The following is a 15,065-nucleotide window of genomic DNA, read 5'->3' as shown; positions in this document are numbered from 1 at the left end:
ATGTGCGAACTCGATATTTTACACGACTCTCTTTACCAATTCTGCCCCGAATTACACTTAAAACGACTCAACAGCTTAACGTTGGCTTGCCACGCATTACTTGACTGTAAAACTCTCACTCTTACCGAACTTGGCCGTAACCTGCCAACCAAAGCGAGAACAAAACATAACATCAAACGAATCGACCGATTGTTAGGTAATCGTCACCTCCACAAAGAGCGACTCGCTGTATACCGTTGGCATGCTAGCTTTATCTGTTCGGGCAATACGATGCCCATTGTACTTGTTGACTGGTCTGATATTCGTGAGCAAAAACGACTTATGGTATTGCGAGCTTCAGTCGCACTACACGGTCGTTCTGTTACTCTTTATGAGAAAGCGTTCCCGCTTTCAGAGCAATGTTCAAAGAAAGCTCATGACCAATTTCTAGCCGACCTTGCGAGCATTCTACCGAGTAACACCACACCGCTCATTGTCAGTGATGCTGGCTTTAAAGTGCCATGGTATAAATCCGTTGAGAAGCTGGGTTGGTACTGGTTAAGTCGAGTAAGAGGAAAAGTACAATATGCAGACCTAGGAGCGGAAAACTGGAAACCTATCAGCAACTTACATGATATGTCATCTAGTCACTCAAAGACTTTAGGCTATAAGAGGCTGACTAAAAGCAATCCAATCTCATGCCAAATTCTATTGTATAAATCTCGCTCTAAAGGCCGAAAAAATCAGCGCTCGACACGGACTCATTGTCACCACCCGTCACCTAAAATCTACTCAGCGTCGGCAAAGGAGCCATGGGTTCTAGCAACTAACTTACCTGTTGAAATTCGAACACCCAAACAACTTGTTAATATCTATTCGAAGCGAATGCAGATTGAAGAAACCTTCCGAGACTTGAAAAGTCCTGCCTACGGACTAGGCCTACGCCATAGCCGAACGAGCAGCTCAGAGCGTTTTGATATCATGCTGCTAATCGCCCTGATGCTTCAACTAACATGTTGGCTTGCGGGCGTTCATGCTCAGAAACAAGGTTGGGACAAGCACTTCCAGGCTAACACAGTCAGAAATCGAAACGTACTCTCAACAGTTCGCTTAGGCATGGAAGTTTTGCGGCATTCTGGCTACACAATAACAAGGGAAGACTCACTCGTGGCTGCAACCCTGCTTACTCAAAATCTATTCACACATGGTTACGTTTTGGGGAAATTATGAGGGGATCTCTCAGCGCCTAGCAACTTCTGCCTGGGCTGGTAGCAATGGGAGCATCCCTTCAGCAATCGCGTCTGGGGCAGACTCTTGGCCACAGGACATCAAATGCTTCCATGGTTCTTTAAGAAAGCGCTCGAACGTGATGCCAAATTCAATGATGCGGGCAGAGACGAAGATTTCGCCCCAGTATTCAATGTAGGTGTCTTGGTACATGGAAAGATTCCTCTTGTTGGTTAAACCATAAGTTCACTTTCCATTTTCCAGAGGTTTTCAAATATGCAAGGGGCTATGACAAAGCTTTAAATCGATTGCGGGCATCTTTGTAGTCATAGTGGGCATGTTCTGAGCCACGATGATACAAATCATCCAGGTAAGTTTGTTCCTGCGGCAACTCGTCTTCGCTGATTTCGCGCCACCAATGTTTGTTGGCACCTTTAACACCGTCATGCCAGCGGTAACCACGCTCTTTTAAATAGTCCTTTACGTCAAACGGCGCACCAAACGCACGAACTAACACAGTTCGCCTGTCTGCTTCAGACAACAAGTTTGCAACGGACTCGGGCAACAATTGAAACAACCAGGCCATCGCCAAACAATCGGTTGCAGCTCGGTGTCCTTCATAGAACCAACCTAAGCGAAGCAGCAGGTACTCAAGTTTCCGACTTTCAAAGCCCAGTGCTTTCCAATCTATGCCGCTAGCTGAACAGGCCCAAGATAGATGGCCTAATGCGGCAAACCGCTTTTCAAAGAAAGGACGATCAAACTGCGCATTGTGTGCAACCACCAGCGGATCATCGGATAACCAACTCGCTACCAGAGCATCATCAATGCGCTGGCCTTGCACCATCTCATCAGTGATACCGGTTAATTCGGTAATCAGCTCGGGGATTGGCTTGCCGGGATCTTCATACAGGCTGATCACATCAACAATCGACACAATCCGCTGAGCAGAGGGGCTGTAAAGCACCTTAACCATACCAAGCTCAATAATGGACTCGTCATCGGCAGACAGTCCGGTTGTCTCTGTATCGAGCAGCACCATCGGCTGTTCATCACCGACCATAGGAGAAAGTTCAAGTGGCCAGGACTGCGGCTCACGCGTTAAAGGAATGCGTTCCAGCAATCTAAAATCTTCTGGTCTTTCTGGGATATCCGCGAGGCGCTCTAGCGGAAATGGCGCAGGGGCTCTTGTCATTGATGGTTCCTCTTCAATTCTGTTGTTCGCTTTGGGTTATTTCACTGTGCCACAGGTTGTACAAAATGCACCTTGGATACCTCAGCGTTTTTTTAATCTTTCTACTGGGTGAACCCATGTATGAAGGCTTTGGCTAAGCCTTTCAGAAAGCCTTAGCCAAACCGTTTAGGTAACCCTTACCGATACCCTTTACGTATGGCTTAGCCAACCCCTTTTCAAACGGTTGAAAAAGGCTTGAACTGAGTTCGACTGAGCATTTTAAAGATGCTCCTGACTTCGCTTTAAGCCAGTAAATTCAATACGAAGCAGAATTTTACTAACTGTTTTTAAACCCTTTGCAAAGGGTTCAACAAGCCTTGTCTGACGGTTACTTGACCCATGCGTCAACCAGTAGCAGTAACAGGATCAGTAACAGAAACAAGAGCAGTAGGCAGAAGCAGTATTGTCCAAGCCTTGCAGGCTTTGACGAGGGCGAGCTATCCCCACATCTAGTTTTTCAACACAAAAAATAAATCACCGACAACACAGCGTCTTACTCGAACAACACCAGTTTTACCTACAATTTTACTTGTAGAAATCAGCATAGCATTAGATACTGTATAAACAAACAGTATTAATTCTATTTTTTCGAGGTTCGTCATGAGTGTCTCGCTGATAGGCCGTAGCGGCGTACTTGCCTTCATCAAAGCCAAGCGCCTTCGTATTCCATTGTTCATGGAACGTGTTTCTGCTGGTTTTCCCTCACCAGCGCAGGATTATGTTGAGCAAACGCTCGACCTCAACGAGCTGTGCATCAAGCGACCAGCTGCAACATTCTTTGTGCGTGTTGAAGGTGATTCAATGATTGATGCTGGGATTCACCCAGATGATATTTTGGTGGTTGATCGCTCTGTCCAAGCAGAACACGGTGACATTGTCATCGCGGGAATCCATGGTGAACTCACGGTAAAGGAACTTCAACTAAGGCCGTGCGTAAAGCTGATCCCAAGAAACCAGGCGTATGAGCCCATTCATATTCCTGAAGGGACAGAGTTAGAGATATTTGGTGTGGTCACCAATGTGGTGCGAAACATGCGCCGTAAGTCGTGACGATCCCATGCCTGTATTTGCCTTGGTGGACTGCAACAACTTTTACGCCAGTTGTGAGAAGCTGTTTCGTCCTGATTTAAAAGATACACCGGTTGTGGTGCTGTCCAATAACGACGGCTGCGTGGTTGCACGGTCACGTGAAGCTAAGTCACTCGGTATTAAAATGGGCGTACCCGTCTTTCAGATCAAAGCTGAAATGCAGCGCCATGGTATTTTGGCATTCTCGTCCAACTATGCGCTGTACGCAGATTTGAGCAGTCGAGTGATGCGCACTTTGGAAGAGATGGCACCACGAGTAGAGGTTTACTCGATTGACGAAGCGTTTTTGGACTTAACCGGTATTGAGTCTGCCATATCTCTTGTCGAGTTCGGACAACAAGTGCGAGAGCGCATAGGTCACTGGATTGGGATCAGCGTCTGTGTAGGCATTGCACCGACTAAAACACTCGCCAAGCTGGCTAACCATGCCGCTAAGAAATATCCCGCTACTCAAGGGGTTGTAGACCTGACCAATCCAGATCGGCAACGTCGATTGCTCGCATTAGTCCCGGTTGATGATGTTTGGGGCGTTGGTAGGCGGCTTTCTAAGCGATTAAATGCGTTGGGTATCACTACAGCCTTAGACCTAGCCAATGCCTCACCTAGAGCCATCAGAGACCAGTTTTCGGTGGTTTTAGAGAGAACCGTCAGAGAGCTCAATGGTGAGTCGTGCATTGAACTTGAAGAGATCCCGCCAACTAAGAAACAAATTGTCTGTAGCCGTTCATTTGGCGTAAAAGTGACGCACTTTGAATTCTTACGTGAAGCCATATGCGAATACGCAACCCGCGCCACGGAGAAGCTTCGCAAAGAACAGCAGCAAGCCAAAGTGATGACCGTGTTTATACGTACCAGCCCCTTTAAGGACAACGAGCCGCAGTACAGCAACTCTGCATCGGGTGAGTTGCTGATCCCCAGTTGCGATACGCGGGACTTTATCGAGCTGGCCAATCACTTACTCAAGCGGATTTGGAAGGATGGTTTTCGTTATGCCAAAGCGGGCGTCATGCTGTCTGACTTTTACGATCCTGGTATGTTTCAACCAGGACTATTCGATGACGTATCGACCCGCTCTAATAGCCAGCAGTTAATGTCTGTATTGGACACCATTAACCAAAGCGGTGCCGGAAAGGTTTTCTTTGCTGGACAAGGTACGAAGAAAGATTGGTCGATGAAGCGAGAGCATTTATCTCCCGCTTATACAACACGCTGGGACCAATTACCGCGAGTTAAGTAGCGCAGTTAACTCAGTAGGCATTCACTCTGCGACGCAGCATGTTGAGCTTATCAACCTGGCGTCGAATATCACTGAAAAATTCCTCTTTCTCCATAGCCAGCGCTAACTCCCATTCTTTGGCCAAACCTTGGCAGTCCAAAAATGAGTATCTCAGCTTCGTCTTTGAGATACGCAGTCCTTTACTAAAGACTACGCGCTTACCTCGTTGACCGTGAAAGCTGTTGATGTACCACTCTATGCCAAAGCCATACTTAAAGTCTCTGATACGGACACCAAGCAGCCCCCAGTCTTTAAAGGGCTCATTCTCACGAACCTTGTAATGGGTAACCCAAAAGTCATCAACTTCAGCTCTTGCCAGCGCTTTTAGCCTGTCCGTTTCTTGCTGCAATAAATTTGATACTTCTGATTTCCATTGTTCATTGACGATTTCTACCAAACCAATTTCCCCATCCAATTAACCCCAAAAGCCAAAACTACTATCCGTTTGGCTTTTGGATCGAAACGCCAAACGTAAAACTGCCGTAACAATCACTGTTTGGCGTCTCGATATAAATCAACTCGCGCAATCCCATACCTGACAAGGGATACAGCCCGATTTCACATATAAATGCCTGAAAAGACGTATCGCCATGAAGATACAAACCGTTTGGCGAGTTCAGGCCAGAATGCAAACGACGTTTGGCGTCTCGATTTTTTTGGCTCAGTCATCCACCGCCAAACAGAGCCTATTCTCATACTTTTGCGAAAATGCAATAGGCAGATAGATGAAAGGATTTGTCACCTTTCTGCCCACCGCCAGTGCACCGAATCCTGATAATGACATTTGAGTGAACCGCCAGAGCACTTGGAAATGCCCAAGCGTGAACAGCGCGGTTGATTGAAAACCGTTAGAGCACTTTGAGTGCACAGGAGATAAGTATGTTTGTACTAGGCGTAGATATCGGTTACTCAAACCTGAAGCTGGCAATTGGCCAATCAGGTAGTGAACCGAAAACCATTATTCTACCTGCGGGTGCCGGTCCAGCGGATCGTATGCCGGAGCGTATCGGTGGAGGCGATGATGAAACTTGTTTGTATGTCTCTGTCGATAATGAGCGTTGGGCCGCTGGTGTGCCTGCTGGACGCCTTCAAGGTTGGGAACGGGAACTTCACCCAGAATATCCCACCACAAAAACCTATAAGGCGCTTTTTCATGCCGCCTTGTTAATGGCTGAAACTGAGTCCATCGATTTGGTTGTCACTGGATTACCGGTTTCCCAGTTTCATGAACCACAACGTAAGTCTGACCTTGTACAGCGTTTAAAAGGTGTCCATCAAGTGACGCCAAAGCGCAGCATCACCGTTCATGACGTCAAAGTGCTGCCGCAGCCTGCCGGTGCCTATATGGATCTGGTTCAAACAGGTGGTGATTTGGGCTTGATTGAAGAAGGTCGCGTCGTCGTCATAGACCCCGGCTTCTTTTCTGTTGATTGGGTTGCTCTTGAGGCCGGAGAAATTCGCTACAGCTCTTCAGGAACCAGCCTTCAGGCAATGTCCGTGCTACTGGAAACCATTGATAAGCTGATTTCAGAAGATCACGGTGCCAAAGTAGGTATGGATCGACTTGAAAAAGCCATGAGAACAGGCGACTTGCAGGTCCTGCTATTTGGAGAAAAAGTCGATATTTCACCTTATCTGAATGCTGCCATGAAAAAGGTAGCGCCTGTTGCTCTTACAGCCATGCGCCAATCTATGCGCGACGAAAGCATCAATGCGGACTTGGTATTGATCGCCGGAGGTGGAGCCTTGGCTTATAAGGAAGCGGCCAAGGAGATTTTTTCACGAAGCAAAATCATCGTGCCGGAACAGTCTGTTTTGGCGAACGTCCGAGGCTTCTGGTTTTATGGGGCCTGATTATGAGAGTTGTCGTCAACATTCCCCCAGGGAGCCACCCTGAACTACTCAAAGAATTGGAAAAGACGCCGCCACGGGAACGCGCTGAGCGTCTGCGGATGCTGGCCACCTTTGGGTTAATTCACATGAGCCAACCCAATATATCAACGACATCTGCACCGGTGGATGGCCATGCACCAGATGGTGAAATTACTTCTGTCAGTACAGCGCCAGAACCCAAAGCAGAATCACGTAAACAATCATTAAAATCAAAACTAGGGCTGGGCTTATAACATGGCGTTATCAGTTAGCTGGCTCGATGCCAGGTTAAATAAAGAAGCAAAAGAAACCGTAGTAAAAGCCGACCGAGATGGGCTAAGTGCTCGGGTATCGCCCAAGGGCAAAATTGTTTTTCAGTTTCGTTATCGTTTCGATGGCAAGCAACAGCGGGTAGACATAGGTACTTACCCACTTATGAAGCTTGCTGAAGCTAGGAATGAGCTGGATAGGTTAAGGGCTGTACTTGATCAAGGCCGAAACCCTAAGCTCTACCTTCAGCAGGAACGGGCTAAGTATTCTGCCAACCAAAGCTTCGAATCGATTTTTCGAGACTGGATAGACTCTGCCGGTAAGCAAGGATTAAAGGAGAAAACGTGGCACTTCCAAAAACGTAGCAGTGAAATATATTTGCTGCCCAGACTTGGCAAGTACCCATTAACTGACATCAATGAATTGTCCTTAAGAAACTGTCTTCGTGAGGTTTCAGAGTCGTCTCCGTCAAACACAGAGCGCCTAGTGTCTGTACTGCATAAGTTCTATGACTGGCTGATTGATGAACAAATCTTGGAAATTAACGCTGCTGCTGGGATCACAGCAAAGAAGGTTGGCGGTAAGAAAGGCAAACGAACTCGGGTGCTAAATGACAACGAGATCAGGATACTTTGGCGCTATTTGCATGAGTCAAAAATCACTGAGAAGAATCGCATCTACATAAAATTGCTTCTGTTATTGGGAGGCCGTAAGGGAGAACTCATTCAAGCTGAAAAGCATCACTTTGACTTGCAATCTGCAATGTGGACAGTGCCCATAGAGATCCGCAAACAAGGTGAGAAAATTGGAGCGCCGATCATGCGGCCATTGATTAAGCCAGCTATTGAGCTGATTGAACTGGCGATGCAGATGAGCAAATCAACCTACTTGTTTCCCGCGAACGGACAAGAAGAGCTTGCCACAAATGGCTTTGATACCACTATTCCTAATAATGTGAAAATCTGGGCTCGCAGATCGCTTGGTGTTGAGATGGAACATTGGTCTATGCATGATCTTCGCAGAACGATGCGAACGCGAATGTCAGCCATCACCACGCAAGAAGTTGCCGAGTTGATGATTGGCCACAGCAAAAAAGGGTTGGATGCTATCTACAACCAATATCAGTACCTGGATGAAATGCGTCATGCTTACGACGTTTGGTATCAACAGCTAGAAACCATCATCGAGCCGACAGGCTTTCCATTCAACTGGCGTTTCGGACAGTAAAATAAAAGAAAGAGGCTCAGTCCTCTTTCTTCTCATACTCCTCCAAGTCTTCAATGTGCCACAGCTTGTTTCGTGTATTTCGGTTGATGCGAGGTTGCGGCAAGCTGCCATCTTTTATTCTTCGCCAGAGAGTCGTATAGCTAATGTGGTAACGAGCCATAACTTCGTAAGACGTTAGAAAAGGGGTTACTTGGTGCGCTACTGCTGTCATCTGCATTCTCCTGAAAATCAATGTTAAGCTATCATCGCCTGATTCATCACTAGTTGATGGTCAGAAAGATGCATGATTTGTTCAGAAGATCAGCCTTATCATGACACCGGTATCATTGTGCAGTTTACCAAATTTCCAGTTTACGGCGAAAAGCGCCGTAAAATCGCATTAAGTTAAACCATCTTTATCGATATGCACGCTCTAGCTACTAGGTATTCAGCGTAGCGGTATGCTTCGTAAGTGCATTTCAATGGCTTCAATGACTGACTTAGTAAGGGGTAAATGCGCTTTTTCTTTCGCCCATACCTCATGGAAGCCTGCTACGGTTTGTTTGGCTGTATCTAACACCAATTTTTCTGGCAACATGGCTTTAGCCGCTAAGTGTGATATCTCATCCAGCGTGAAATCGCTGAATTTCTTGCTACGGCTCACCTTCAGCGATGCACTATCATCGGGGATATAAGGAATGGTTGAAACAAAGTCATAAGCAGGTGCAATAGACGCAGTGCGCTTATCTTTGTAAATCACAGACCAATTCTTCAAATGCATATCGGCATTGCCAATTAGCGTGTTGAACACCAATCGGCGAGTAAATTCTGCAATGTCTTCGTCTTTACCTTCAATGCCGATAACCTGAGCAATATTGCGCATACTGGCTTTTTTGTATTTATCTTGAGGATAGACGCCAAACACTTGCGCAAAATCCTCAATGTGTATCGCTTGGCCATCAACACGATCAAAGCGCTTGATCACAAACGCACTGTCACCATATTTGCCAATGCCTGCTGGAATATTAGCAATCTGGTTAATCGGGAGTAGCTGCGTTTCTGGCACATCCATCCCCAACATGCGAGCCAGTTCCATCATCGAATATTCATTTTCTGGCACAGCGTCAAATCGAGATGACGGCAACTTCACAATCCAAGAGCCACCTTTACCAGTTGCTGGAATGGTCAAGCCGCCGTTAGCCTGTTGCACGGCTGAAAACTTCAACTGCACACCCGCCAATGAGAAGCGCATCGGCGCTTCAATTTTCGTTTCATCGTCAATGCCTTGATGCACATTAGGTGGCAGCGCTTCACCATCCGCCGGTTCAACCGTGATCGCGCCAGCTAAATCCTGCCCTAGCACCCACAATAGAAAAAACTCCCGTGCTGGGTTCACACCAGCACGCTCAGCCAGGTAATTACGCATGGTTTCTTCTGGTAAAAGGTTGGAGAAAAACGGGGTTAACTTAGTTTGGGTAGGTTTGAAGCTAGTCAGCAGGCCACCGAGCGAATCTTTAAAGCCAAGCCCTAACACAGGCCGCGATTCGTCATTAATGTACGAATCCATAAAGGCAAAAAGTGTTCTGTCATTACCCACGTTGGTAATCGTTGCGATCGGTTCACCATAGAGCAACACGTTGAGCGTAGAGACATGGTTAGTCATCGTCGTCTTCCTCTAACTGATACGCGGGCGACATTGGCTCACCCTCATCGCTGATGCCGTTAATACCTTGGCCACTTCGAATGATCGACTTGATGGCAGGTACAGACTTTTTAGGTGCAACCAATAGCTCTAGGTCTAGTACACGGGCAAGTGCAATCAAACTGGATATTCTTAAATCAACACTGCCAGACTCGATTTTCGAAATATGGCTTTGAGGCACACCCGAACGAGCACTTAACTCTCTCTGGCTAAACCCCTTTCGTACCCGAGCTTCTCGAAGACTTTCTAGTATCTGCTCTGTTACATAGCTCATTTCGATACGCCTTAATGCATCACTTAAGAATAATTATATACAAAAACATATCACAGCAACTCAAATAACACAAATTTGATTAGCCATTACATATCAAAAGCCATGACCTGATACATAATTACATATAAGTAGAAGGAGATTTTTGTCATCGACAAAAGAGCGATACTCTCCCTGATAATCGCGAACTGACGCATCAAACTCCCTAAGTACTTTTGTCGCTCAGCCCTTATACAGCAAGGGCTACAGAAGAACTCGCGTCAAATCGCCAGAAGATAAGTGCAACAAAGAGGAAGTTTGTACACAGTTACAGGAAATTTTGTACACACAAGTCGAAAAACAAGTGCAAAATGATGGTGTACACAGCAACTAAATTTGAAGGTAAGTCTGATATCTCAATTAGAAATAACCGTATTGGTTCGCTTCAAGCATCTTCAAAAACAAACACTAAAGCAAAAATTACACCAACAATAAACTCCCTCATTAAATTTTGTAATTTGGTACAGAAGAAAACATTTACCAAAAAAGAGACTCTTTTTAACGGTAGTACTTTTTACGTCAAACCCAGTAACCACAAGGCCTACAGACAGGTTTGTGTCATGGAATTTTCGCCAAAGGCCTCTAAAACGGAATTTGTACTCAAGTTTGTACACACTTTCCGAGGTTACGTTTGAACATCATTGAAAAGCAAATAAACGAGAAAAAGACAAAAAGCCTTTAAATTCAGTACGTAGAGATGTGATTGTGGTGTGCAATGAAAGGTGATTTTAAGCGTTGAAAGGCTGGGCGGCATCAGGGTGGGAAATAATGGCAAAAGTTCTACGGCGAGCAACTTCTTGCTGAAAAATAGGATTAGACATCAATAGTGATCTTCTAGTTGATAAACAAGTGAATGCACTGCACTGAGATATTTCTATAACGACTTATTAAGTGACTATAAAGCACATTCACCCGTAAGTTAATCTTAGTTGGCGCTTATTTTCGCCTATCTTGGCTTTATAAACAATCAATGGTTATCTATTTATTCTCAGCATTGTGCCAATGCTCTGTTGTCGTTGTTTGCAATCGTTGTTTTTTTAGCTGATGAACAACCGAGGCTAGGCCACAAATTTCTTTGCTACAAAAAATCGATAATAGCTTATCGTGCCACACCAATGATGGTGCCGTTGTCGTTGATCGCTGTTGCTGAATATTGGGAGTCCAGAGGCTTTAGGTATTTCTGTTCATCGTCAATGACTAACTGCTTAAAGGTTGCTTCTTTCGAATCATCCAAACGCGCAACAACCAATAAATCTGAAGAATAAGATAACTCAGGATCAACAACGATCACAGCCCCCTCGGGTATGATTTTTTTCCGCTTGGATTTTCCATACTGTCGCCTTTTACGCGAAGTGCGAAACCACCCTCATGCTTTCCCTGTGACTTCACGCCACTCTTCAGCATCTTCATAGGCAAATTCCTTCGCTATTTCAGTCCAATCACCGGCCTGAACCCAGTTAATGAGAGGAATTCTTCCCTTGATATCAGGCACGACTTCTACATTACCGACTCCCAAGTCAATCTCGACGTCAAAGCAATGACATTTCGTTGATCAATGGCCTTTTTCCACAAAAAAACGTCACTGATTAAGAACCTTAGAATAAAGGGCATCAATGAAAATACTACACTGCTCTTTCATTTTCCTATTAAAATCAATATAAGTATCTTCAGGAATTTTTAGAAAAAGCACATGGAACGGTATCTCTTGCCCTTGCTGGTGAATAATATCTGAAATCACCCCCTGTGTTTTTTCAAGGTTAAGTGAAGCCCATCGTTCTTCTGATATAGGGTAAATAAATCCACATCCCTTGATTGCGGCAACATTTCCATACTGCCCTATGTAAGTATGTAGCTGAAAAAGATCTTCACGCTTCACCCCAAATTGTGAATCAAATGCTTTATACTTCACATCAAATACGAATAAACTCTCATCGATTTCTATAACAAGATCAGGTTCAAGTTTTCTCATATAACCACTGAGAGCACCAGATGCTATTTGCTGACGTTGCTCGAACTTACCTAGCAGGCGTAGCCCATCTCGCTTAATGAGCTTACGAATGAAATATTCAAACAACATCGAAATATCGAAAAAGAAAGCACTCGAATCCTGCTGCGAATCAAAATCAGAGCCCTTCCGGTCAATGACTTGCTTAGATAAGTCAATGAGCACGTTATAATCATTGTAGAAAGGGTTGGTGAAATGAGAAGTCCTCAAAATTTCTTGCTGTGACCTTTTAATCCCCTGATTGGCAGTCAGAAATGCACTATAGATATTTCGTGTTTGGTGACAAAATGAGTAATGTGCGACTGCTTCATAAGCTTTTATAAAAAGTGAAGTTGCAGGGCTGTCGTAGCTGTGCTCTCGGTACGAGCATAAATATTTTCCAGATGACTTATTCTGGAAATAATCTGTAGCATTTATAGTTCCCCTTACGCGGGAAATACGATCATTTCTTGTAATATAAGTCTTTGGCAAGCCCAGGCGGTATGCTCTCTTAAACTTAATGTTCCATAGATATGCTAAAAGCCACTCGTAACCGTCTGCGTGACTTTCTCCTCCAATGTTTTCTAATTCGAGAAATCCATCGGCATCTGCAATGATGTATTGAAGGAAAGCATCACCAAAACGTGAGCTGATCTTCAGAGAGTAATCTCCTCGCTTAACAAATCCGATTAGATTGCCCGTGTCGAGATTAAAATTTCTTGCATCCGTACCAGAGACACCGATGAAACCGCCATCTGTATTGTGTTCGTAATCTTCATCATTGAAGAGTATTAAAGCATCGGAAATATTATCATTCAGCGTTTTTTCGACATCACGAGATACCGAATTCAAAAAGTGCCAAATTGCAGACTCGTCGTTATGAGGATAGGTCCATTGTCCTTTTGATTTGGCACTAAGGGTTATCGACTTTCCTAAACGTCTATTTGTCAAAATGCCTTCGCTGACAAAATAGGACTGGTTATCGACCAGTGTGCCGTTCTTAATGATATCGAAAAGCCACACAGTTTAAACCCCAAATGCCTTTCCGAAGGAGCTAATCAGTTCAGTCTCCTTACCTGTTCCACGAAGATACTCCTGTAATAACGGACGAATACAATCATCCCATACACGCTCTCGTACCTCCGAAACTGTAAGGCTGGTTGCATACTTCAAATCCATCAAATAGGCATGACCAATTTGGTAATCATTACCAAGCAAAGGCTCTTTAGCTATCAATTCATTCAAGCGTTCAAGGTTATCCACCAGGGGCAGCCAAGCTTTGCAAAATTGGTTCAAATGGTATTTCAATAGCGCCATATCAGGCACCACTTCTTCCCAACGGAATCTTCGACGTAAAGCGAAGTCAAAACTTTCGACACTTCTGTCTATCGTGTTCATCGTTCCAATAAGATAGATGTTTGTTGGAATGAAGAACAAATACCCTTTAGCGTCCTTAAGCATACCAGTATGTTCATTGTTCAGATTGGCATATTGGGTTTTAACGCAACCTCTAGTGCCTCGGTATTCCAGACAGTACATTAACTCACCAAAAACGCGAGACAACTCAGCTCGGTTTACCTCATCAATTATAAAGAAAAATGGTGGTACTGCTTCCGATACAAGCTTGGATATATCTGATATTTCGAAAATATCCTGCCAATGCTCGCCTGATAACTTTTCTCTAAACGGGAGAAGTTCCTTGATAGTAAGAGACTCCCACTTCTGAGTAAGTCCAAGCCCATACACATCGATTTCCCACTTACCAGCGCTTCGGCAAAACTCTTTAAAAACACCATTTTGCAACGTTAATTGAGAGTTCCCATCACTGTCCAAAACAGGACGTAGCCCTTCCATAAAGTCTTCATAACTGAAAGAAGGATGAAATTGAACCAACTCAATCTGACTTGCATGTGTGAGACGGCTGTAGGGAGCAAATTCCTCTTTCCAGATGTCAAACAAGAGCGAAGTTTGCAGGCGAGCTTGATAAGTTTTCCCTGTCCCCGGCGCACCGTATTTAACAATCTGCTTCTTTAAACTGAATGGGTTTGACAAATTCTCGTAAAGCACCCAAACAAACTGACTAAGATAAAACTCATCAGTTTTACCTTCCCGAAGCTCATTATCAAACTCGCTTTTGATGCTCTTTAATAGAAAAATGTTTTTAGCAAACCAACTTTGATTTTCTTCTGCTGGGTATGCTGGAATTATTCCTTCGCGTATAAGCCAACTAAAAACCTGATTAAATTTACCGGAATCAACCGTTGTGGAGACTTCGAGCGTACAAGCTGCTGCCACTCGATTAACGAGAACAGGGTTGTTGGATTTACCTTGGTTAGACCACGAATCAGAAAAAATCGTGAAGTTTTCACTGTTTGGAATCAATATAAATTTTTCTAATGCGGATATGAAATTCTTGTTTTTAATGAATGACTGGAAATTGTCATTGCTCAACACAGACTGTCCGCGAGAAGCGATACCGTTGCTCTTCTCATAGATTAACTGCTTCAGAAAAGCTTCATCATTTTGAGACAAGCCTTCTCCAGATGTGATTCGCTCACGAATTTGAGCGACCTGACTGTAAAAGTCACGATAGGCTTTGTGCCATCCATTGACTTCATGTTTCCTGTTCTCAATAAGATATTTATATAGGTTTTTCAGTCTACTTTTCATTTATTCCCTTGTTACTGGATTATCGGACACACATCTTGAATTCATTTTGCGCTTTTGTGAGAGACTCATTTAGCCTGTAAACAGTAACCAAAGTCTTCATCGCTCCTGACGGAACGACCACAAAATGCAAATCACTGTTACTGTGCCGCCAAATATCAGCTTTGTTACTATATTTTTGGTTCTTATGAAGAGCTACCTTTTCAGGCAAAATTGCTTTTGTCAATGATGAGCTAAATAACCTTGAAG

At 44.5% G+C, this 15,065-nt stretch carries 16 protein-coding genes and 1 pseudogene; 6 read left to right on the top strand and 11 right to left on the bottom strand.

Annotated elements, in window-relative coordinates; genetic code table 11:
• On the top strand, positions 1-1,209 hold the full coding sequence (locus AACU98_RS10365) for an IS4-like element ISVsa5 family transposase (RefSeq protein WP_001339175.1): 1,209 nt from the start codon (positions 1-3) through the stop codon (positions 1,207-1,209).
• 9 nt (positions 1,210-1,218) lie between these two features.
• Here the strand turns inward: AACU98_RS10365 and AACU98_RS10360 are convergent, their stop codons facing one another.
• The 3 genes from AACU98_RS10360 to AACU98_RS10350 all read right to left on the bottom strand — a co-directional run bounded on the left by AACU98_RS10360 (position 1,219) and on the right by AACU98_RS10350 (position 3,042).
• Positions 1,219-1,419, bottom strand: coding sequence for a hypothetical protein (locus AACU98_RS10360; RefSeq protein ID WP_425595904.1), 201 nt, complete (start codon positions 1,417-1,419; stop codon positions 1,219-1,221).
• Positions 1,420-1,492: 73 nt separating this feature from the next.
• The gene (locus tag AACU98_RS10355; RefSeq protein WP_004249335.1) at positions 1,493-2,401 is read right to left on the bottom strand and encodes a 3'-5' exonuclease; all 909 of its coding nucleotides are present in this window, start codon (positions 2,399-2,401) and stop codon (positions 1,493-1,495) included.
• Between the two features lie 488 nt (positions 2,402-2,889).
• Positions 2,890-3,042 (bottom strand): hypothetical protein, encoded by a 153-nt coding sequence (locus AACU98_RS10350; protein ID WP_156868445.1) that lies wholly within the window; start codon positions 3,040-3,042, stop codon positions 2,890-2,892.
• Between AACU98_RS10350 and umuD the strand changes: the two genes are divergently transcribed.
• Together umuD and umuC are read left to right on the top strand one after the other, a co-directional pair.
• Positions 3,041-3,490: a translesion error-prone DNA polymerase V autoproteolytic subunit gene (gene umuD, locus AACU98_RS10345; protein ID WP_004249334.1), complete on the top strand. Its 450-nt coding sequence runs from the start codon at positions 3,041-3,043 to the stop codon at positions 3,488-3,490. The genes AACU98_RS10350 and umuD overlap by 2 nt on opposite strands.
• Before the next feature lie 7 nt (positions 3,491-3,497).
• The gene (umuC, locus tag AACU98_RS10340) at positions 3,498-4,766 is read left to right on the top strand and encodes a translesion error-prone DNA polymerase V subunit UmuC (protein WP_036973679.1); all 1,269 of its coding nucleotides are present in this window, start codon (positions 3,498-3,500) and stop codon (positions 4,764-4,766) included.
• Between the two features lie 10 nt (positions 4,767-4,776).
• Here umuC and mobI read toward each other — a convergent pair whose 3' ends face one another.
• The gene (gene mobI, locus AACU98_RS10335) at positions 4,777-5,202 is read right to left on the bottom strand and encodes a conjugative transfer protein MobI(A/C) (protein WP_004249331.1); all 426 of its coding nucleotides are present in this window, start codon (positions 5,200-5,202) and stop codon (positions 4,777-4,779) included.
• A 482-nt stretch (positions 5,203-5,684) separates the two neighbouring features.
• On the opposite strand from mobI, the gene AACU98_RS10330 reads away from it, so the two are divergent.
• From AACU98_RS10330 to AACU98_RS10320, 3 genes are all read left to right on the top strand, one after another.
• Complete coding sequence (locus AACU98_RS10330; protein WP_000497807.1) at positions 5,685-6,659, top strand: ParM/StbA family protein; 975 nt, start codon at positions 5,685-5,687, stop codon at positions 6,657-6,659.
• A gap of 125 nt (positions 6,660-6,784) precedes the next feature.
• Positions 6,785-6,931, top strand: a complete 147-nt coding sequence (locus AACU98_RS18460) for a hypothetical protein (protein ID WP_162303282.1) — start codon at positions 6,785-6,787, stop codon at positions 6,929-6,931.
• A gap of 1 nt (position 6,932) precedes the next feature.
• The gene (locus tag AACU98_RS10320; RefSeq protein ID WP_004249312.1) at positions 6,933-8,174 is read left to right on the top strand and encodes a tyrosine-type recombinase/integrase; all 1,242 of its coding nucleotides are present in this window, start codon (positions 6,933-6,935) and stop codon (positions 8,172-8,174) included.
• Between the two features lie 427 nt (positions 8,175-8,601).
• Here the strand turns inward: AACU98_RS10320 and AACU98_RS10310 are convergent, their stop codons facing one another.
• The 7 genes and pseudogenes from AACU98_RS10310 to AACU98_RS10280 all read right to left on the bottom strand — a co-directional run.
• On the bottom strand, positions 8,602-9,816 hold the full coding sequence (locus tag AACU98_RS10310; RefSeq protein ID WP_004249310.1) for a type II toxin-antitoxin system HipA family toxin: 1,215 nt from the start codon (positions 9,814-9,816) through the stop codon (positions 8,602-8,604).
• Positions 9,809-10,129: a helix-turn-helix domain-containing protein gene (locus AACU98_RS10305; protein ID WP_000122829.1), complete on the bottom strand. Its 321-nt coding sequence runs from the start codon at positions 10,127-10,129 to the stop codon at positions 9,809-9,811. The genes AACU98_RS10310 and AACU98_RS10305 overlap by 8 nt, the downstream gene beginning before the upstream one ends.
• Before the next feature lie 1,135 nt (positions 10,130-11,264).
• The gene (locus AACU98_RS18455) at positions 11,265-11,471 is read right to left on the bottom strand and encodes a LexA family protein (protein WP_427910263.1); all 207 of its coding nucleotides are present in this window, start codon (positions 11,469-11,471) and stop codon (positions 11,265-11,267) included.
• Positions 11,472-11,531: 60 nt separating this feature from the next.
• Positions 11,532-11,681: a hypothetical protein gene (locus AACU98_RS18450; protein WP_004245648.1), complete on the bottom strand. Its 150-nt coding sequence runs from the start codon at positions 11,679-11,681 to the stop codon at positions 11,532-11,534.
• Positions 11,682-11,744: 63 nt separating this feature from the next.
• Positions 11,745-13,172: a 5-methylcytosine restriction system specificity protein McrC gene (locus tag AACU98_RS10290; RefSeq protein WP_161735889.1), complete on the bottom strand. Its 1,428-nt coding sequence runs from the start codon at positions 13,170-13,172 to the stop codon at positions 11,745-11,747.
• 3 nt (positions 13,173-13,175) lie between these two features.
• A complete protein-coding gene (locus AACU98_RS10285) occupies positions 13,176-14,819 on the bottom strand; it encodes an McrB family protein (protein ID WP_161735663.1) in 1,644 nt (547 codons plus the stop codon).
• 19 nt (positions 14,820-14,838) lie between these two features.
• Positions 14,839-15,065 (bottom strand): annotated as a pseudogene (locus AACU98_RS10280) (hypothetical protein); the annotation flags it as partial.

It is taken from the genome of Proteus sp. G4380 (assembly GCF_963885725.1).
Classification (GTDB): domain Bacteria; phylum Pseudomonadota; class Gammaproteobacteria; order Enterobacterales; family Enterobacteriaceae; genus Proteus; species Proteus mirabilis.
The sequence above is the reverse complement of the archived record's forward strand: the minus strand, read 5'-3'. Positions and strand labels throughout refer to the sequence as shown.

Coding starts and splice junctions, on each gene's coding strand:
- AACU98_RS18460 (WP_162303282.1), top strand. CDS start 6,785: ATGAGCCAACCCAATATATCAACGACATCTGCACCGGTGGATGGCCAT.
- AACU98_RS10355 (WP_004249335.1), bottom strand. CDS start 2,401: ATGACAAGAGCCCCTGCGCCATTTCCGCTAGAGCGCCTCGCGGATATC.
- AACU98_RS10310 (WP_004249310.1), bottom strand. CDS start 9,816: ATGACTAACCATGTCTCTACGCTCAACGTGTTGCTCTATGGTGAACCG.
- AACU98_RS10320 (WP_004249312.1), top strand. CDS start 6,933: ATGGCGTTATCAGTTAGCTGGCTCGATGCCAGGTTAAATAAAGAAGCA.
- AACU98_RS10285 (WP_161735663.1), bottom strand. CDS start 14,819: ATGAAAAGTAGACTGAAAAACCTATATAAATATCTTATTGAGAACAGG.
- umuC (WP_036973679.1), top strand. CDS start 3,498: ATGCCTGTATTTGCCTTGGTGGACTGCAACAACTTTTACGCCAGTTGT.
- AACU98_RS10360 (WP_425595904.1), bottom strand. CDS start 1,419: ATGTACCAAGACACCTACATTGAATACTGGGGCGAAATCTTCGTCTCT.
- AACU98_RS10350 (WP_156868445.1), bottom strand. CDS start 3,042: ATGACGAACCTCGAAAAAATAGAATTAATACTGTTTGTTTATACAGTA.
- AACU98_RS10305 (WP_000122829.1), bottom strand. CDS start 10,129: ATGAGCTATGTAACAGAGCAGATACTAGAAAGTCTTCGAGAAGCTCGG.
- umuD (WP_004249334.1), top strand. CDS start 3,041: ATGAGTGTCTCGCTGATAGGCCGTAGCGGCGTACTTGCCTTCATCAAA.
- AACU98_RS10330 (WP_000497807.1), top strand. CDS start 5,685: ATGTTTGTACTAGGCGTAGATATCGGTTACTCAAACCTGAAGCTGGCA.
- AACU98_RS10365 (WP_001339175.1), top strand. CDS start 1: ATGTGCGAACTCGATATTTTACACGACTCTCTTTACCAATTCTGCCCC.